Here is a 17,450-nt window from a genome sequence, read left to right on the forward strand (position 1 = left end):
GATCCTATGGACGCGCATTGTGTGGGTAAATACTTATATTGCATGGCAGACAATGTGGTTACCTGAACTCGAAGCCGACGATCAGCCGCGCTATCTCGCACTGGTCGACGCCATGGCCTCGGCCATTTCACGGGGTGAACTCAAGCCTGGCGACCGCTTACCGCCTCAGCGGCGACTGGCCTGGGCGCTCGGCCTCAACCCGAGCACGGCGATGCAGGCCTATCGCGAAGCGGCGCGCCGACATCTGGTAGGTGGCGAGGTGGGGCGCGGCACCTTTGTGCTGGCCAGCAGCCGCGAGGCCAGTCTGTTCCGCCTGAAGCTGCCCGATGTGCATCCGGAGCTGGTGGACCTGTCGACCAACCTGCCGGTACTCGACCCCGACGATGAAGATCTGCAGCGCAGCATGACCGCGCTGTGCGCGAAGGGTGAGGTGGCGACGCTGCAAGGCTATCCCTCGGCGCGCAGTCTGCAGCGTGGCCAACTTGCCGTGAGCAACTGGTTGCGCAGCCGTTCGCTGGAAATGACCCCGCAGCAGGTGCTGCTCTGTGCAGGTGCGCAGCAGGGTGTGTTCGCTGCGTTGATCGGATTATGCGAGCCCGGTGAGCCGGTGCTGGTGGAGGCGCTGACCTCGCCGGGCATCAAGGCGGCCGGAAGGCAGTTGCGCCTGCCGCTGCATGGCGTGGCGATGGATGAGTACGGCATCCTTCCGGATGATTTCGACCGCTTGGTGCGCGCCACATCGGCGCGCGTCGCGGTGCTGACGCCCTGCATGCAGAACCCCACCGGCGTCAGCATGGATGTCCGGCGGCGCGACGCCATCGCTGCCGTGGCGCGGCGGCACGACCTGCTGATCATCGAGGATGACATCTATGGCGCGCTGGGAGACGAGCCGCCTCTGGCCTCTGTGCTGCCCGAACGCACGCTGCTGATTAGCAGTCTGTCGAAAACGGTCGCCCCAGGCCTGCGGCTGGGCTTTATTGCCGGGCCGGAAAACTGGCTGTCGCGCATTGATCCCGAACGGCAGGCGACCAGCTGGGCTTTGTCGACACTGTGCCTGCGGATTGCCAGTGACTGGCTCGAAGATGGCACCGCGGCGCGCCGACTGGCCTGGCAGCGCGAGCAGATGACCCGTCGCTGGCGCCTGGCGCAGAAACTGCTTGGCCCAACAGGGCTGGTCGCCTCGCCGCATCTCTGGTTGTCGCTGCCGGGTGATCGTGATCTTGCAGGGCTCTGCCGCGATGCCGGCATCGAGGCGGCGTTAGCGGAAGTCTTCGCGGTTGGCCACGACGCACCCCATGCGCTGCGCCTGAGCCTGACGGCAGCGCCCAGCCTGGTGATACTCAAGGCGCGGCTGGAAGCGATTGCCCTTGCGCTGGCGGCTTCTCCTCCTCGCTAAACGCACCAAAACGGGTGCTACCGCTGTCATCGAACAGCAGGCAAGATGTTTTCAATGAACAGACAAGGAAAACCCACCATGAATCCAGCAGGCGAGACCTTTCGCATTGCCACCAGCGCTGAAGCGGCCGTGGACCACCTTGCCGAGCTGCACCAGCATGCCACCCGCTCGCTGAACCAGGCGCTCAAACGCTACGTCAAGACGCGCCAGGAACCCGATGCGGCCGAGCGCGCGCAGTTTCGCTATCCCGAATTGCGCCTGACCTATGAATGCCACGGCGAGGTGCCGGCATCTACCCGTGCCTATGCCAAGGTGCAGTCTCCGGGTGTCTACAGCGTGACCGTGACCCATCCGGCGGCTTTCCGCAGCTATCTGCTCGATCAGCTGCAGCCATTGATCAAGGACTTTGCGGTAACGGTCGAGGTCGGCATCAGCGACCGCAACATTCCCTATCCCTATGTGATCGAGCAGGGCGATGAATTGGCCGGCACTGGTGTGACCGCTGCCGAGCTTGCCCGAGTATTTCCCAGCACCGATCTGTCCGCGGCCACCGACGACATCGCCGACGGTCTCTATGACTGGGAGCACGCCGACCCCTATCCGCTGGCGCTCTTCGACGGCGCGCGGGTGGATTTCTCGCTGCGCCGGCTGGTGCATTACACCGGCAGCGACTGGCGCCACGTGCAGCCCTGGATCCTGCTGACCAACTATCACCGCTATGTCGACCAGTTCATCCGCCACGGCCTCGACATGCTGCGTGACGACACCCGTTTCGTGCGCATGGTGTTGCCCGGCAACATCACCATCGAGCGCGGCATGGAGGAGGGCGAGGCCCAGGCAATCATTGGCGGCGTGCTCTGGCACCGCTACCAGATGCCGGCGTACCACCTGCAGGCCAAAGATGGCGACGGCGTTACCCTGGTGAACATCGGCGTCGGCCCGTCGAACGCCAAGAACATCACCGATCACCTTGCCGTGCTGCGCCCGCATTGCTGGTTGATGATCGGCCACTGCGGAGGGCTGCGGCAGTCGCAGTCCATCGGTGACTACGTGCTGGCCCACGCCTACATGCGTCGTGACGGCATTCTTGATCGCGTGCTGCCGCCACACATCCCACTGCCGGCGCTGGCTGAAGTCCAGCAGGCCTTGCAGGAAGCCGCCGCCCAGGTGACGGGCGAACAGGGCGAAGCGCTCAAGCGCCGTTTGCGCACAGGCACCGTGCTGACCTACGACGACCGGAACTGGGAGTTGCGCTGGGCGCAGGAGCGGCCGCTGATCAACTTGTCACGCGCCGTGGCGGTGGACATGGAAAGTGGCACCATCGCCGCCCAGGGTTATCGCTTGCGAGTGCCCTACGGCACCCTGCTCTGCGTGTCGGACAAGCCGCTGCACAGCGAGATCAAACTGCCGGGATCGGCCAACGCCTTCTATGAACGCGCGGTGACCCAGCATCTGAAGATCGGTATCGCTGCGCTCGATCTGTTGCGTACCCAGCTCAACTCGCTGCATTCTCGCAAACTGCGTAGCTTCGACGAGCCGCCGTTCCGGTAAAGGAGCGGCACGCTGCAATAGAAAAGCCCGAGATCAACTCGGGCTTTTTAGCTTTTGCTTCTACTTGCAGCTTGGCGCTGCTCGTCAGGCTGCCAGCAACCAGGCACCGGCCAGTGCAGAAGCAGCCCCCGCAATACGCACCAGCGGTGCCGCGACCTGCGGAAGATTACGCGCCACGACGTAACCGGCCCCGTGCAGCATTGCGGTGGCGACAATGAAGCCCGCCGCATAACCCCAGGGGCTGGAGAGCGCCGGCAACTCCAGTCCGTGCGCGACGCCATGGCTGAGCGCGAACAGAGCGGTTAACCCGGCTGCAACAGCCAGAGGCGGACGCACCGCCAGAGCCACCAGCAGCCCGAGTGCGAGGACCGATCCGGCGATACCCGTTTCCATGAACGGCAGCTGCATCCCCGTGAATCCGAACAGGCCTCCAACCAGCATGGTCGCGACGAAGGTCAGCGGCAGTGCCCAGCGCGCCTTGCCTGTCTGCTGCGCGGCCCAGAGACCGACGGCGAGCATGGCCAACAGGTGATCAAGGCCGAAGATTGGGTGTGCAATGCCGGACATCACGCCCGCGTGGTCATGGCCGGGATGGGCCAGCGCCAGGGCCGGGCTGAGCAGCAGGGCGGACACGGCGAACAGTTTCTGCAGTTTCATGCGGGTTTTCCTCTGAGTTGCATGGCGCACGCGCAATGCGCCGGATGGATGCGTGGGTGCTGGTCCGGTGAGGCTGGCCCAGCGAAATCCGTAGTCGCGTCAGGTGGCGCTGAGCATTCCCTGTTTCTCGATGAAGGCGATGATCTCGTCGAGGCCCTGCCCAACCTTCTGGTTGCTGAAGACGAATGGCTTGTCGCCACGCATCTTGCGGGTGTCGCGGTCCATGACCTCCAGCGACGCGCCAACCATGGGTGCCAGGTCGATCTTGTTGATCACCAGCAGATCGGACTTGCAGATGCCCGGACCGCCCTTGCGTGGCAGCTTGTCGCCAGCCGAGACGTCGATGACGTAGATGGTCAGGTCGGACAGCTCGGGGCTGAAAGTCGCCGAAAGGTTGTCGCCGCCGGATTCGACGATGATCAGGTCCAGCCCTGGGAAACGGCGGTTGAGCTGCTCGACGGCTTCCAGATTGATCGAGGCATCTTCGCGGATCGCCGTGTGCGGGCAGCCGCCGGTTTCAACGCCAATGATGCGTTCCGGCGCCAAGGCTTCGTTGCGCACCAAAAACTGGGCGTCTTCCTGGGTGTAGATGTCGTTGGTGACCACCGCGAGGTTGTAGCGCTCGCGTAGGGCCAGACAAAGGGCAAGGGTCAGCGCGGTCTTGCCGGAACCGACCGGGCCGCCGATCCCGACGCGCAGGGGTTGGGTGTTCATGGACATTCTCCTCTGGAAGGCAGCTTGGCTGCCTCGGGATTGATGCAAGGGAATCGCGCCTGCCGGTGGGGCAGGTGGATGGGATTCGTAGGGGCGAACTTGTTCGCCCGCGTGAGCTGGCTCGGGTGTTGGGAATAAGCGCTGTGCATTTTTTGTCTTGAGCTGCAGGCGGCATGGCCGCTGCTCCTTTTCCGCGAGAGCGCGCGCTGAGTACCGCATCGATCTGGCGGCCGCGGCGCGTGCGGCTTTGTGCCTGCGCTCGGCTTTCTGAAGGGGAATCGAACCATCAGACGCTGCTGAACTACCATTTCAGACCGTAGGATGGGTTGAGCCTGCGATACCCATCGGTGAGTTCCTGATTTGATGGGTATCGCTTCGCTCAACGCCATCCTACGGGTGGTATCGGTGGTGGGGCGTTGCACCCAAGTTCGGGCCAATGATCGAGTGATGTCATCCGAAAATGTATGTGCCGCCAGCATCTGTCCGCGTGTCGCGAAGGCCCTCATGATCTAAACAACCGACTGTACTGCCGTTCATGCGCCATGCTGGCCAACGCCAGCCCAAATGCCGCGCTTCCCCAATGCTCTGGCTCAATCGAGGTCGCGTCGCGCTGGGCCCGTTGCAGGCTTGGCAGCAACTGGGAGGTCAACCGCTGGGCCGCCTGCTGCCCGAGCGGCAGGGTCTTCATCAACACCGCCAGCTGATTCTCTAACCAACCCCAGAGCCAGGCGGTAAGCGCATCTTCAGCACTGATCCCCCATGCCCGCGCGGCCAAGGCCCAGCCGAGGGCTAAACCGGGCTCTTCGATACGCTCATAAAGGGCGCGTGCCGCTTCATCGAGTTCCGGCAGATTGTCCAACAGCTGCTTGAGCGAATATCCCATCTGCCGACTTTCCAGCCTCAGCTCACGGGTTTCCCGACTGGCGCGATGGCAGGCTGCGAGCCGTTTAAGTTCAGGCCAATCTTGAGCGCTGGCGGCGCGGCAGTGAGCAAAGAGGAGTGGCGCTTCGAAACGTGCCAGGTTCAGCATGAGCTGGTCGCTCAGCCAGCTGCGCGCGGTGCTTTCATCCTTTACTTGTTCGCGTTCTACGGCCATTTCCAGGCCCTGCGAATAGCTGTATCCACCGATTGGCAGCTGTGGGCTGGCAAGGCGCAGCAAGGCGAACGCGGCTGGATTCACGTACGCACGCCGAACTGATGCAGGCGCGGTGCGTAGCTGAATTCCGCCTCGCCTGCATGTGAGTGGTGATGGCCGCCACCGTACGCGCCATGTTCCGGCTGGAAGGGCGCCTCGATGTGTTCGACGCTGGCGCCAAGTTGCAGCAGCATGTCCTTGAGCACGTAATCGTCGAGCAATCGCAGCCAGCCGTCACCGACCTGAAGAGCGACATGGCGATTGCCCAAGTGGTAAGCCGCGCGGGTCAGTTCGAAAGCGCTGGCGCAGGTGACGTGGAGAAGCTTCTCGGCGCGCGCCCGCACGATAACGATGCGGCCGTCTTCTGCCTGCAAGCACTCGCCATCGCGTAACGGAGGCTGGCCGCGCTCGAGAAACAGGCCGACGTCTTCGGTATTGGTGGTAAAGCAGCGCAGCCGGGATTTGCTGCGCGCTTCGTAGCTCAGCTCCAGTTCAGCGTCGGGGTGAGGGTGCGGTGCGGTGCGTTGGCGTATGACGAGCATGGGCGGTTCCGGTTGTACCTGTGGGTACAAGCAGAGCAAGGCCCTTGCCAACCTGGGTAATGGCGCATCCAGCGGGCTTGGTGGGATGAGTGCCTGATAATGGGGCTCTTGATGATCCATTAGGGTGCAAGCGCTCTTAGACTGCACCATAAAGAGTCGCTTAATGCAGTTCGCGCACCATATATACGGCTGGAATCTGGTAGCTGGCCAGATTCGACGCCTGGGGCTGGTCCAGTTCTTCGTGGGCGGTATAGCCCAGACGCGACCAGAAGGCTTCGGATTCCTGCACTGACACAAGCGCCGAATAGCGCAGCTGCTGAGTGCGGGCTTGCTCCAGGTTCCAACGCACCAGCGCCGGTCCGATGCCACGACCCCCGGCACGCCGGGCGACGGCCAGGTCGTGCAGATACAGGCAGTCGGCTTCACCGTGATGCTGAAACTCGCCATCCAGCGGCGTCACCTTGCCGACACGCGAGTGGTACGCGAAGAGGTAGGCGCAAACGCCCTGATCATCTTCGGCCACCCAGGCCAGCTGCGGGCAGGCGGCGAAGCGCGCCCGGATCACCGCTTCATCCTCAAGGACTTCAACGGCGTAGGATTCTTCTTGAATCGACATCACTGCAGGAATATCGCGCGCCTGCATCGCTCGTAACTTGAACATCGAAACAACACTCGAACTGACGCGGCCGCATGGCGGCTCGCTCCGGGGGGCGGCGATCATACGCGATCCGCAGGCGAACGGAGCGCCTGCCGACGGACGCCTGCATTAAAGCCACGCTTGATGACAGCCATACGATCGCCCTTCGTGCCACGGCATGCGCAGCGTGAACGACGTCGGCCGGCCGCTCGACACATTGTTTCTTTGAGCGGCGGCTGGTCGGCCGGGCTAACGTGATGACTGACGAGTCGCGCATTTCCGGGCATAATTTCTTAGTTAGCTACCTATCTTCGCGGTCATCCCCTTGAACAACTCGCACAATCCGTTGCTTGGCGTGGCGCTCATCCTCGTTTCCTGCCTGACGCTCGCTACTCATGACGGCCTTTCCAAATACCTCACCCAGCTATATCCGGTATTTCTGGTCATCTGGGCGCGATATATGGCGCAAACCGTCCTCATGATCGGCTTGTTCACCCCGCGCATGGGACGGCGCGTGTTTCATACCCTGCGCCCGAAGTTGCAGATCTGCCGTGGCTTGAGCCTGGTGTGCGTGAGCATGCTGTTTATCAGTGGCCTGAGCTACATCCCCTTGGCCGAGGCCACCGCTGTCATCTTTCTTACACCTTTGCTGGTCACCATCGCATCCGCTCTGCTGGGCGAACGCGTCAGTCGCAGCCAGTGGCTGGCGGTGGGCTGCGGCCTGCTGGGTGTGATGATCATCGTGCGGCCGGGCGGCGCCTTGTTTACACCGGCCATCCTGCTGCCGTTCGGCGCGGCGGTGAGCTTTACTCTTTATCAACTGATCACGCGACGGCTGAGCGCTACGGATCATCCGGTCACGAGCAACTTCATCACCAGTCTGGTGGGCAGTCTGGTGATGAGCGTGCTGGTGATTTTCAATTGGCAGACGCCGACGTTCCACGACGCGCTGATGATGGCGGCGCTCGGTGCCATGGCAATGAGCGGGCACCTGCTGTTAACCAATGCGTTTCGCTTTGCCAGTGCTGCCGCGCTGGCGCCGTTCACCTATTCGCAGATCATCTTCGCCGGCGTGGTGGGGGTGGTTGTCTTCGATCACGCGCCGGATCTCGGCGCAGTCATCGGGATGGCCATCATCATCGCCAGCGGACTGGTCATGGCGTATGTGCAGGGCCGACAACCGCGCCCGCAAATCTAGAACACCGCGGGCGTGCCTCCGGCCGTCCGTGTCGCTTCCAACACTACCGAACAAGGGCGACTCGACCCTTGCGTGCGACTCATCAGGAAAACACATGCAACGTATTTCTCATCACGCCCTGCGCAGCGAATTCCGTCGGCTGTTAGCCTCCGGTCGCTGCTATCACACCGCTTCGGTTTTCGATCCGATGTCGGCACGCATCGCGGCTGATCTCGAATTCGAGGTCGGGATTCTCGGCGGCTCCGTGGCCTCGCTGCAGGTACTGGCTGCGCCAGACTTCGCCTTGATTACTCTGAGCGAGTTCGTCGAGCAGGCCGCGCGCATTGGCCGCGTCACGCGCCTGCCGATCATCGCTGACGCCGACCACGGCTATGGCAACGCGCTCAACGTCATGCGTACCGTGGTCGAACTGGAGCGCGCCGGGATCGCCGCGTTGACCATCGAAGACACGCTGCTGCCGGCCAAATTCGGTCGCAAGTCCACCGACCTGATCGGCATGTTCGAGGCGGTCGGCAAGATTCGTGCGGCGCTCGAAGCGCGCATCGACCCGGAGCTGTGCATCATCGCCCGGACCAACGCCGGGGTGATCGGGCTGGAGGAGGTGATTGCGCGCGTGCAGGCCTACGAGGCTGCGGGCGCTGATGCCATCTGCCTGGTTGGCATTGTAGATTTCACACAGCTCGAGCAGGTGGCCGAGAAGCTCAACGTGCCGCTGATGCTGGTCACCTACGGCAACCCGCAACTGCGCGATAACGCGCGACTGGCCGAGCTTGGCGTGCGCATCGTGGTCAACGGCCACGCGGCGTATTTCGCTGCGATCAAGGCTACCTACGACTGCCTACGCGAACAGCGCCAGATCGATGCCTCGGACCTCAACGCCTCGCAGCTTTCGGTCAAATATTCGACTGCCGAGGAGTACATGGTTTGGGCCGAGGAATACATGCAGGTCAAGGAATAACCTGCGTCCACGTGCCATCACGGGAGATCCGATGAATCCACGTCTGCTGACCTTCATGGTGGCCTTCGCCGCTTTTCTCGGGCCTTTCACCCAGACGGTCTACGCGCCGATTTTGCCGGAGCTTGGCGCCGCGCTGTCCACGACGCCGCTGCTGATTAACCTCAGCATCTCGATCTTCACATTCGTGTTGGCGTTCATGCAGATCGTCTACGGTCCGCTGGTCGACCGACGCGGCCGGCGTGGCACCTTGCTGGCGGGGCTCGCGGTATACATCGTCGCGTCGCTGGGCTGCTTTCTGGCACAGAACATCGAGACGCTGTTGGTATTCCGCGCCTTACAGGCCGTCGGTATCGCCGCCGGTGCTGTGGTCGCCGTCACGGTGATCGGCGACCGGTTCGAGGGCGCCGAGCGCGGCCGGGCGATGGGCTCGTTCCAGATGATGGTCGCGCTGGGGCCGGTGGTCGGCCCGGTGGTGGGCGGGTTCATCGGCGAGCATGTGGATTTTCACTATGTGTTCCTGCTGCTCGCAGTGGTCGGCGGCGTAGTCCTGCTGGTCAACGCCCTCTGGCTGGAGGAGACGCGGCCAACCGGGGTTGCGCCCAAGGCGTTTCATCCGGCCGAGTATCTAAACGTGCTGCGCAATCCTCAGGGCGTAGCACTGATGCTGCTGAGCTTCGTGCAGTATTACGCCTTCTATAACTACCTGGTGTTCATGCCACGGGTGTTGGACAGCGCGTACGGTCTGAGTGCCAGCGAAAAAGGCTTGGTGTTTCTGCCGCTGTCGATCGCGGTGGTGGTGGGCTCGTTCGCCGGTGGGCGATTGCTCGGACGCTGGCGGCCCCGGCCGATGCTGCTGGTGACCGCTCTGCTCAATGCGCTCAGCCTGCTGCTGTTTCTCGCAGTGGCGCAGTGGTCGCTCGCTGCGCTGGTGGTCGCGGTGACGGCGTTCGGTCTGTTCCTGGGCCTGTCACTGCCGGTGCAGACCAGCCTGCTGATGGATCTGTATCCCCATAACCGGGCCACAGCCGTGGGCAGCTACAACTTTTTCCGCTTCATGGGCATGGCTACCGGGCCGGTGCTCGGTTCCTGGCTGTTCCAGGATGGCAATCTCGGCGTGCTGTACGGTTTCGCAGCTGCCGCTTTTCTGCTGGCGGTCGGCAACGCGCAGCGGCGCTTCCGTCAGGGCTGATTGGCAAAGGTCGAACGGTCAGAAGAACTGGCGCTCGGCCTTGAACATCATGAAGCGCTCGCAATGGGCGTTGAGCCCTGAGTAAACGCCGCACTGCGGGCCGCTCAGATTGGAGTCGGTGTAGGACAGGTCCATCTGCACGCCGAGCAGATCGCGGGAAAGATTCAGCGACCAGTCATTGAACACGCGCACGCTGCCGCCGGGGTGATACATGGGGCTGTCCATCGAGTGGCTGGCGTATTTCAAACGCACGCCCAGATCAAACGGCTGCACCGCACCCAGTTCCAGATACAGCGTGCTGTCAGTCCGCCCTAGGGCACTGCTCAACGCGCCACCCAGGCGACTGCCGCCCAGGTTGAATCCGGCGTAGTAGGCCTCGCGGTTGCGATTTTCCAGCTCTGGGAAGCTGTAACGAATCACGCCAAGCTCGTACCCCGGTGCATTATCCAGGCGCTGCTGGGCGAAGCCGAGGTAACTGTTGAATTCCAGCTGGCTGCCATCCAAGACGCCAATGCTGGGCGACCACTGCCCAACGTACCAGCCGCTGTCGTGCGTCAGATCCAGGCCGCCGCGAAAGGCGCTTGCAGTGGTTGGCTGAACCAATCCTTGCGCCATGCTGCGGGTCGGCGCCGTACCGAGCTTGAGGTCGAACTGCCCGACTTCTCGTTCCACGACCTCAGGCTGGCTGGCGCAACCGGTTAGCACGATGGCCATTGCCATCAGGTATCTCATGTCCATATACCGCTTCACTGGTTGAGTTCTGGGGCAGCCGACCAGTGACGACTGCGTGCGGTGAAGACCAGCCAGGACATTCAAAGCGCTCTGGCACATGGGTCTTTACCGTTTTCCGGCCCGAAGGATAGCCAAGACGTCCATAGCTCGTGCTCCACTCGTCGATTTGGCGCCAGCAAATCGACGGGTGGTGCCTGGCCGTTGGCGTAACTGATCGCTGGCGCCGCCAATCGCCTGGACTGAACCGTTTTCTCCTGCCGCCTTCGAATGAAGGGTAAGTGCCACTGAAAGTGGCTCGAAAGCGTGTGAGGAGGTGTGCAATGGCCACCGGTTGGGCTAATGAAGGTGCAGTTCAGGAACAGATCGACAGCACCATCGAAGATGCGGTGCAGCGTGCGCGCAGTCGTCTGGGACGAGGCGAAAGCCTGACCCATTGCGAAGAATGCGATGCGAAGATTCCGGAAGCACGGCGGCAGGCGGTGCCTGGCGTTCGGTTGTGCGTGAAGTGCCAGACCGAGTACGACAAGCAGGAGGCCAAGTTCAGCGGCTACAACCGTCGCGGCAGTAAGGACAGCCAGTTGCGCTGACAGCCAAGGCGGATCAGGGGTGGGATAACCGTAAAAATCAGCGGCGTGACCGCACTCACTACGCGCCTGCGTGTCACACATCGCGTCCCCCACGCCCTTTCATGGAAGAGGAATACCACCCATGATGATCTTCGAAGCCCTTCGTCTGAGTCACGACATCCAGCGCGACCTCTCCGAACGTCTGGTGCAGACCAGCGGTGATACCACCGAACGCAAAGAGCTGTTTGCCCAACTCAAGCACGAGCTATGGGTGCACTCGGTAGCCGAAGAGCGGCACTTCTATATTCCGCTTATGGGTGACGACAGCGGCGTCGATCTGTCCCGGCATGCCATCGCCGAGCACCATGAGATGGACGAAATGGTCGAGGCACTGGAAGAAACCGATCCAAGCAGTCCAAGCTGGCTGGCCCAGGCCCGCAAGCTGTCGGACAAGGTCCATCACCATCTGCAGGAGGAAGAGCACAAGTTCTTCCAGATGGCTGGAAAGCTGCTGAGCGATCAGCAGAAAACCCAGCTAGCCGGCGCCTACCTCGGCGCTTATGAAGTGATGAAAGCCGAGCATGCCTAACCTGCGGCCGTTCCGGTGGGCATGCTGAAAATGAAGGTGGTGCCCGCATCGGAGGTAGAAGTCGCTTGCATGCCACCGCCGTGTGACAGCGCGATTTCGTTGGCGATGTACAGTCCCAGCCCAAGCCCTGACTGGGTGCTCGAGGGTTCCCGCCAGTAAGGTTGAAATAGATGTGCGAGTCGCTCGGCTGGTATCGGCTCGCCCGGATTGTTAACCGCAAGGATGAAGTGCCCGGCTTCGATTCGGGCGCTCACCCGCACAACGCCATCGGACGCCCCATGGGTCAGGGCATTGGCCAGCAGATTGGATAACAGTTGCGCCAGCCGGTCCGAGTCGCAACGGATGGTGGCCAGGCTTTCAATCTCGCAGCGAAGCCTGCGTTGTGGGTAGCTGCTCTGCATTTCCGAGACGATATGCGCCAGCGTCTCGTGCAACTTGTCGCAGTCGCGAATGTTCAACGGAATGCCATTGCCCAGCCGCCCGCGGGCGAAATCCAGTACGTCATCGACCAGCCGCGAGGCGCGGTGAGTCGCCGTCAACATGTGTTCGGCTATACCGGTAATCGCCGGTTCCTTCGATCGCCGCAGCATCAGCTGCGCGCCAGACATGATCGAGGACAACGGGTTGCGCAGGTCATGGCCGAGCAGGGCTATGAACTGCTCACGCAGCTCGGCGGTTTGCCTTGCATCCATCAGCGCCGCCTCAGTGGCCTCGAAACGCTCCTCGGCCTCCAGCTGAATGCCCAGTAGTTTCGCGAACGATTCAATCATCGCCCGGGTCGTCCCTTCGGGCAGATTCGCTGGGTGCGGATCGAGTGCGCAGACGGTGCCAAAGAAGCTGCCGTCGGTACGGAACACGGGCGACGAAACATAGCTCTCGAAACCGTAGATCTTCGGCGTGTGGTGATCGCAATAGCGCTCGTCCTCACTGACCTTGCTGATGACGATGGTTTCGTGGGATGCGTAGATCTCGTGGCAAAGCGTTGTGGCGACGTCCAGCTCGCTGCCGACTTGCATGCCGAAGTCGATCCGGTCGAGTACCGCACATGCCGTCCAGGAATCGTCAGTGACACGCGCCACGGCGGCGAAGCGCAAACCGGTCGTGTCCGAGATGACTTGAAGAATGGCGGGGACTGCGTTGATACGGCTGATCGCCGAGATGTCATCGGTTACCGATCGTTTCATGCGGGTGTCGTCTTGGTCAGAGCGCGGCGAAGGGCGTGGCACTTTACCATGAGCGAAACCTCTATCCGAATCGGCCCGACAAATTGCCGGGCCGATTGGAGTATGCATTCATCCCTGCGGGGTAAACGTCGGCGCCACGCTTGCCGGCACGATCTGCTTGCGCATCAGTAGGTAATGCACCACCGCGCCAAACAGCGCGCCGAGCAGCCAGGCAAAGCCTGACAGGCTTTCCAGGCCAGGCGTCCAGACTGATGCGACGGAGAATATCGAGCTGACACCAAAGGCGATGATCGCCTTGCGGTTCCATCCGGCGTTGAAGTAGTAGCTCGAACCGGGCTCGGCGGAAAACAGGTCCTGCACGCTCAGCTGCTGGCGACGCACCAGGTAGTAGTCCGCAACGATAATGCCGTACAGCGGTGCCAGTACCGCGCCGAGGGTATCGACGAACGCGGCGATGCCGACCGCGCTGATGAACGACACCCACAGGGCGCCGATGAAGAAGGCGATGGCCGCAGTGATGAAACCGCCGGTGCGGGCGCTGATGCGCGCTGGCGCCAGGTTGGCGATGTCATACGCCGGCGGGATGAAGTTCGCGACCAGGTTGATGCCGACGGTGGCGGCGAAGAAGGTGATCGCCGCGACGAGCGTCAGGCCGACATTGTCGATGCGCGCGACGATATCGGTCGGGTTGGTCAGCGTCTCGCCGAACACCACCACGGTGCCGGCCGTGATCACTAAGGCAATCAGCGAGAAGATCGCCAGACTCACCGGCAGCCCCAGGAAGTTGCCGATGCGCATCTGACGCTCGTCCTTGACGAAGCGTGCGAAGTCCCCGTAATTGATCACCACCGCGGCGAAGTAGGCGACCATCGTGCCGACCACCGCGGCGAACGCAGCAATCGGCCCGCCGGCATATGTACCAGTGCCACTGAAGATACTGCCCAGTGCGCCAGCGAGACCTGGGCCGGCCTTGTAGCAGATGGCGATCATCATGGCGATCATCACCAGATAGACCAGCGGGCCGGCCCAGTTGAGAAAGCGCGTTACCCAGTCCACGCCCCTGACGAACAGCGCAACCTGGAAGACGCAGACGATCACGTAGGCAATCCAGTCGATGGTGGTCAGGCCCAGCAACGTGGCTTCAGAGCCTGGACCGAACAAGGTACGAATGAGCAGTGCCACGGCGGTGGAGGCAAAGTAGGTCTGCACGCCGTACCAGAAGATCGCGACGATCCCGCGCACCACCGCCGGGAAGTTCGCACCGCGTACGCCCATGCTGGCGCGCGCCATCACCGGGAACGGGATGCCGTACTTGACGCTGGGTTTGCCGGTCAGTTGCACCAGCCCCATTACGATGAAACCCGCGACTACAATGCCCGCCAGCACGGCCCAGCCGTTGAGGCCGTAACTGATGAACAGCGTCGCGGCCAGGGTGTAGCCGAACAGGCTCTGAATGTCATTGGACCAGACGTTGAAAATCTCGAACCAGCCCCACTTGCGTTTTGCAGGGGCGAGTGGCGCAAGGTCTTCGTTGTGCAAGCTCGGGTCGATCTGCTTGATCTGATAGTCGTCGTGATTCATCGGTATGCGCCCTGTGCAGATTGTTGTTCGCTTTTTGTATGCAGTTCTTGTTCCGCGTACGGCAGGTTCGCGAGCATTTGTGGATCGACCGATGGCCCTGCTGGTCTGCGCCTCAGCAAAGAGTAGACATGGTGAGCGTCACCGTTAGATTTTTTGTATACAAAGAAAGGTGCCTCGCTGTTCGATTCGGCTTTCCTGCGCTTTCCTGCAGCACAGCGTTCGATGACGCACGTTAAGCGTGCACCCAGGGCGTTTCTTAGGTGCAAGAGCGCATGCGAATGCCTACGGCATCACCAACCGGTAGAGCTGAGCCTCAACGGACACCGTCGTCGCCCCAGTTGCGTTCAGGGAGCGCGACAACCGAACATGGATCGCCAGCAAGGACTGGGCGTCCCCCTGGCTCCTACAGATGCCGCAACGATCATCGCGAACCGAGCACAGCGCTTTTCGTAGGAGCGAGCTTGCTCGCGATCGGTGCTGGCGCGGCTTCGCGACAACAGAACGTTGATCGCCAGCAAGCTGGCTCATACCAGGGGTGTGGCTGTGGCGGTAAACCGAAAGCGCTCACTGATCTCTGCGGTCAGTCGCAGTGTGATGCTGTTTTTGTAGGAGCGAGCTTGCTCGCGATCAGGGTGGGTCAAGAGGATCGCCAGCAAGGACTGGGCGTCCCCCTGGCTCCTACAGATTCCGCGGCGATCACCGCGAACCGAGCACAGCGCTTTTCGTAGGAGCGAGCTTGCTCGCGATCGGTGCTGACGCGGCTTCGCGACAGCAGAACACTGATCGCCAGCAAGCCGGCTCATACGAGGGGTGTGGCTGTGGCGGTAAACCGAAAGCGCTCACCGATCTCTGCGGTCAGTCGCAGTGTGATGCTGTTCTTGTAGGAGTGAGCTTGCTCGCGATCAGGGGGCGTCAAAAGAATCGCCAGCAAGGACTGGGCGTCCCCCTGGCTCCTACGGGGGTGGGGTGGCTGGGGCGGCCGGGGATTACTGCTCTTCGCTGCCGCCCCTCGCTATTCAAGATTCGCGCCTGGCTATCTGATCAGAATAGGAAGTACCGCTGCGCCATCGGCAGCACCTCGGCCGGTTCGCACCAGAGCAGCTGGCCGTCGGCACATACCTGATAGTTCTGCGGGTCGACCTGGATGTCCGGTGTGTAGTCGTTGTGGATCAGGTCTTTCTTCTGCACCTGGCGGCAGCCCTTCACCACACCGATCTTCTTCTTCAGCTCTAGCTGCTCGGGCACGCCAGCGTCGAACGCGGCCTGGCTGATAAAGGTAAAGCTTGAGGCATGCAGCGAGCCGCCGTAACTGGCGAACATCGGCCGGTAGTGCACCGGTTGCGGCGTCGGGATGGAGGCGTTGGCGTCGCCCATCAGGCTGGCGGCAATGGCGCCTCCCTTGAGGATCAGCGTCGGCTTGACGCCAAAGAACGCCGGGCGCCAGAGCACCAGATCCGCCCACTTGCCAACTTCGATCGAGCCCACCTCGTGGCTGACGCCGTGGGTGATCGCCGGGTTGATGGTGTACTTGGCGATGTAGCGCTTGGCGCGGAAGTTGTCATTGCCGGCGCCATCTCCGGGCAGGGCGCCGCGCTGCTTTTTCATCTTGTCGGCGGTCTGCCAGGTCCGGGTGATCACTTCGCCGACGCGGCCCATGGCCTGGCTGTCGGAGCTGATCATCGAGAACGCACCCAGGTCGTGAAGGATGTCTTCGGCAGCGATGGTTTCGCGGCGAATCCGGCTCTCGGCAAAAGCCACGTCCTCGGCGATGCTCGGGTCGAGATGGTGGCAGACCATGAGCATGTCCAGATGCTCATCGATGGTGTTGCGGGTGAATGGCCGGGTCGGGTTGGTCGAGCTCGGCAGCACGTTCGGCAAACCGCAGGCCTTGATGATGTCCGGCGCATGGCCGCCGCCGGCGCCTTCGGTGTGATAGGTGTGGATCGTGCGGCCCTTGAAGGCGCCCAGCGTTGTCTCGACGAAGCCGGATTCGTTGAGCGTGTCGGTATGGATCGCCACCTGCACGTCGTACTGGTCCGCCACGTTCAGGCAATTGTCGATGGCGGCCGGGGTGGTACCCCAGTCTTCGTGCAGCTTCAAACCAATGGCGCCGGCCTTGACCTGCTCGATCAAGGGTTCGGGCAGCGAGGCGTTGCCCTTGCCGGTAAAGCCAATGTTCATCGGGAAGGCATCGGCGGCCTTGAGCATCATTGCCATGTGCCAGGGGCCGGGCGTCACGGTGGTGGCGTTGGTGCCGGTGGCCGGACCCGTGCCGCCGCCGATCATGGTGGTCACCCCGCTCATCAAGGCTTCTTCGATCTGCTGCGGGCAGATGAAGTGGATGTGCGAGTCTATGCCGCCCGCCGTGAGGATCATGCCTTCGCCGGCGATGACTTCGGTCGCCGCACCGATGGCGATGGTCACGTCCGGCTGGATGTCCGGATTGCCGGCTTTGCCGATGGCGGCGATGCGGCCGTCTTTAAGCCCTACGTCAGCCTTAACGATGCCCCAGTGGTCGAGGATCAGCGCATTGGTGATTAGCGTGTCGACTACATCAGCGGCGCACAGCTGGCCCTGGCCCATGCCGTCGCGGATGACCTTGCCGCCGCCGAACTTCACTTCCTCGCCATAGGTGGTGAAGTCCTTTTCGACCTCAATCCACAGCTCGGTATCAGCCAGGCGCACCTTGTCGCCGACGGTGGGGCCGAACATGTCGGCGTAGGCTTGGCGGGATATCTTCATGACTGTTCCTTGATGCCTGGGCGCGGACGTAGGCCGCCGGTGGTTCGTTCAGGGGCGAATGAATTCGCCCTTACGGTGC

General features: G+C 62.2%; 16 protein-coding genes. 7 read left to right on the forward strand and 9 right to left on the reverse strand.

Features of this window, described 5'->3' with window-relative positions; genetic code table 11:
- Nucleotides 1–52: 52 nt before the first annotated feature.
- Both NA619_RS03480 and amn read left to right on the forward strand, forming a co-directional pair.
- Nucleotides 53–1,396 carry a PLP-dependent aminotransferase family protein gene (locus NA619_RS03480; protein ID WP_255959956.1) on the forward strand — a complete coding sequence of 448 codons (1,344 nt, stop codon included), beginning with the start codon at nucleotides 53–55 and terminating at the stop codon, nucleotides 1,394–1,396.
- Between the two features lie 54 nt (nucleotides 1,397–1,450).
- Nucleotides 1,451–2,947 (forward strand): AMP nucleosidase, encoded by a 1,497-nt coding sequence (gene amn, locus NA619_RS03485; RefSeq protein WP_255959958.1) that lies wholly within the window; start codon nucleotides 1,451–1,453, stop codon nucleotides 2,945–2,947.
- 84 nt (nucleotides 2,948–3,031) lie between these two features.
- Here amn and NA619_RS03490 read toward each other — a convergent pair whose 3' ends face one another.
- The 5 genes from NA619_RS03490 to NA619_RS03510 form a co-directional block, all read right to left on the reverse strand.
- A complete protein-coding gene (locus NA619_RS03490) occupies nucleotides 3,032–3,604 on the reverse strand; it encodes a HupE/UreJ family protein (protein WP_255959960.1) in 573 nt (190 codons plus the stop codon).
- 99 nt (nucleotides 3,605–3,703) lie between these two features.
- Nucleotides 3,704–4,318 (reverse strand): urease accessory protein UreG, encoded by a 615-nt coding sequence (gene ureG, locus NA619_RS03495; RefSeq protein ID WP_255959962.1) that lies wholly within the window; start codon nucleotides 4,316–4,318, stop codon nucleotides 3,704–3,706.
- 502 nt (nucleotides 4,319–4,820) lie between these two features.
- Complete coding sequence (locus NA619_RS03500) at nucleotides 4,821–5,498, reverse strand: urease accessory protein UreF (RefSeq protein WP_255959970.1); 678 nt, start codon at nucleotides 5,496–5,498, stop codon at nucleotides 4,821–4,823.
- Nucleotides 5,495–5,995 carry an urease accessory protein UreE gene (gene ureE / locus NA619_RS03505; RefSeq protein ID WP_255959972.1) on the reverse strand — a complete coding sequence of 167 codons (501 nt, stop codon included), beginning with the start codon at nucleotides 5,993–5,995 and terminating at the stop codon, nucleotides 5,495–5,497. Before ureE ends, NA619_RS03500 begins: the two co-directional genes overlap by 4 nt.
- A 160-nt stretch (nucleotides 5,996–6,155) precedes the next feature.
- Nucleotides 6,156–6,638 (reverse strand): GNAT family N-acetyltransferase, encoded by a 483-nt coding sequence (locus tag NA619_RS03510; protein ID WP_255960153.1) that lies wholly within the window; start codon nucleotides 6,636–6,638, stop codon nucleotides 6,156–6,158.
- 319 nt (nucleotides 6,639–6,957) lie between these two features.
- Between NA619_RS03510 and NA619_RS03515 the strand changes: the two genes are divergently transcribed.
- From NA619_RS03515 to NA619_RS03525, 3 genes are all read left to right on the forward strand, one after another.
- Nucleotides 6,958–7,830 (forward strand): DMT family transporter, encoded by an 873-nt coding sequence (locus tag NA619_RS03515; protein ID WP_255959974.1) that lies wholly within the window; start codon nucleotides 6,958–6,960, stop codon nucleotides 7,828–7,830.
- Between the two features lie 94 nt (nucleotides 7,831–7,924).
- Entirely contained in the window at nucleotides 7,925–8,788 is an 864-nt protein-coding gene (locus NA619_RS03520) for an isocitrate lyase/PEP mutase family protein (RefSeq protein WP_255959976.1), read from the forward strand.
- A gap of 31 nt (nucleotides 8,789–8,819) precedes the next feature.
- Nucleotides 8,820–9,977: an MFS transporter gene (locus tag NA619_RS03525; protein WP_255959979.1), complete on the forward strand. Its 1,158-nt coding sequence runs from the start codon at nucleotides 8,820–8,822 to the stop codon at nucleotides 9,975–9,977.
- Nucleotides 9,978–9,995: 18 nt separating this feature from the next.
- Here the strand turns inward: NA619_RS03525 and NA619_RS03530 are convergent, their stop codons facing one another.
- Entirely contained in the window at nucleotides 9,996–10,715 is a 720-nt protein-coding gene (locus NA619_RS03530) for a TorF family putative porin (protein ID WP_255959990.1), read from the reverse strand.
- Between the two features lie 314 nt (nucleotides 10,716–11,029).
- On the opposite strand from NA619_RS03530, the gene NA619_RS03535 reads away from it, so the two are divergent.
- On the forward strand, nucleotides 11,030–11,296 hold the full coding sequence (locus NA619_RS03535; protein ID WP_255959992.1) for a DksA/TraR family C4-type zinc finger protein: 267 nt from the start codon (nucleotides 11,030–11,032) through the stop codon (nucleotides 11,294–11,296).
- 121 nt (nucleotides 11,297–11,417) lie between these two features.
- Nucleotides 11,418–11,864, forward strand: a complete 447-nt coding sequence (locus NA619_RS03540) for a hemerythrin domain-containing protein (RefSeq protein WP_255959994.1) — start codon at nucleotides 11,418–11,420, stop codon at nucleotides 11,862–11,864.
- On the opposite strand, the gene NA619_RS03545 is transcribed toward NA619_RS03540, so the two are convergent.
- The 3 genes from NA619_RS03545 to ureC all read right to left on the reverse strand — a co-directional run bounded on the left by NA619_RS03545 (nucleotide 11,861) and on the right by ureC (nucleotide 17,371).
- On the reverse strand, nucleotides 11,861–13,048 hold the full coding sequence (locus NA619_RS03545) for a GAF domain-containing sensor histidine kinase (protein WP_255959996.1): 1,188 nt from the start codon (nucleotides 13,046–13,048) through the stop codon (nucleotides 11,861–11,863). The two genes, NA619_RS03540 and NA619_RS03545, sit on opposite strands and share 4 nt — an antisense overlap.
- A gap of 108 nt (nucleotides 13,049–13,156) precedes the next feature.
- Nucleotides 13,157–14,629, reverse strand: a complete 1,473-nt coding sequence (locus NA619_RS03550) for an NCS1 family nucleobase:cation symporter-1 (RefSeq protein WP_255959998.1) — start codon at nucleotides 14,627–14,629, stop codon at nucleotides 13,157–13,159.
- 1,041 nt (nucleotides 14,630–15,670) lie between these two features.
- Nucleotides 15,671–17,371, reverse strand: coding sequence for an urease subunit alpha (gene ureC, locus NA619_RS03555; protein WP_255960000.1), 1,701 nt, complete (start codon nucleotides 17,369–17,371; stop codon nucleotides 15,671–15,673).
- Nucleotides 17,372–17,450 lie beyond the last annotated feature (79 nt).

Origin of the sequence: Stutzerimonas stutzeri (assembly GCF_024448895.1) — a bacterium.
Taxonomy (GTDB): Bacteria; Pseudomonadota; Gammaproteobacteria; order Pseudomonadales; family Pseudomonadaceae; genus Stutzerimonas; species Stutzerimonas stutzeri_Q.

Excerpts from the sequence above, each read along its gene's own strand:
- NA619_RS03480 (WP_255959956.1), top strand. The coding sequence starts at position 53 with ATGTGGTTACCTGAACTCGAAGCCGACGATCAGCCGCGCTATCTCGCA.
- amn (WP_255959958.1), top strand. The coding sequence starts at position 1,451 with ATGAACAGACAAGGAAAACCCACCATGAATCCAGCAGGCGAGACCTTT.
- NA619_RS03490 (WP_255959960.1), bottom strand. The coding sequence starts at position 3,604 with ATGAAACTGCAGAAACTGTTCGCCGTGTCCGCCCTGCTGCTCAGCCCG.
- ureG (WP_255959962.1), bottom strand. The coding sequence starts at position 4,318 with ATGAACACCCAACCCCTGCGCGTCGGGATCGGCGGCCCGGTCGGTTCC.
- ureE (WP_255959972.1), bottom strand. The coding sequence starts at position 5,995 with ATGCTCGTCATACGCCAACGCACCGCACCGCACCCTCACCCCGACGCT.
- NA619_RS03510 (WP_255960153.1), bottom strand. The coding sequence starts at position 6,638 with ATGCAGGCGCGCGATATTCCTGCAGTGATGTCGATTCAAGAAGAATCC.
- NA619_RS03520 (WP_255959976.1), top strand. The coding sequence starts at position 7,925 with ATGCAACGTATTTCTCATCACGCCCTGCGCAGCGAATTCCGTCGGCTG.
- NA619_RS03525 (WP_255959979.1), top strand. The coding sequence starts at position 8,820 with ATGAATCCACGTCTGCTGACCTTCATGGTGGCCTTCGCCGCTTTTCTC.
- NA619_RS03530 (WP_255959990.1), bottom strand. The coding sequence starts at position 10,715 with ATGGACATGAGATACCTGATGGCAATGGCCATCGTGCTAACCGGTTGC.
- NA619_RS03535 (WP_255959992.1), top strand. The coding sequence starts at position 11,030 with ATGGCCACCGGTTGGGCTAATGAAGGTGCAGTTCAGGAACAGATCGAC.
- NA619_RS03540 (WP_255959994.1), top strand. The coding sequence starts at position 11,418 with ATGATGATCTTCGAAGCCCTTCGTCTGAGTCACGACATCCAGCGCGAC.
- NA619_RS03545 (WP_255959996.1), bottom strand. The coding sequence starts at position 13,048 with ATGAAACGATCGGTAACCGATGACATCTCGGCGATCAGCCGTATCAAC.
- NA619_RS03550 (WP_255959998.1), bottom strand. The coding sequence starts at position 14,629 with ATGAATCACGACGACTATCAGATCAAGCAGATCGACCCGAGCTTGCAC.
- ureC (WP_255960000.1), bottom strand. The coding sequence starts at position 17,371 with ATGAAGATATCCCGCCAAGCCTACGCCGACATGTTCGGCCCCACCGTC.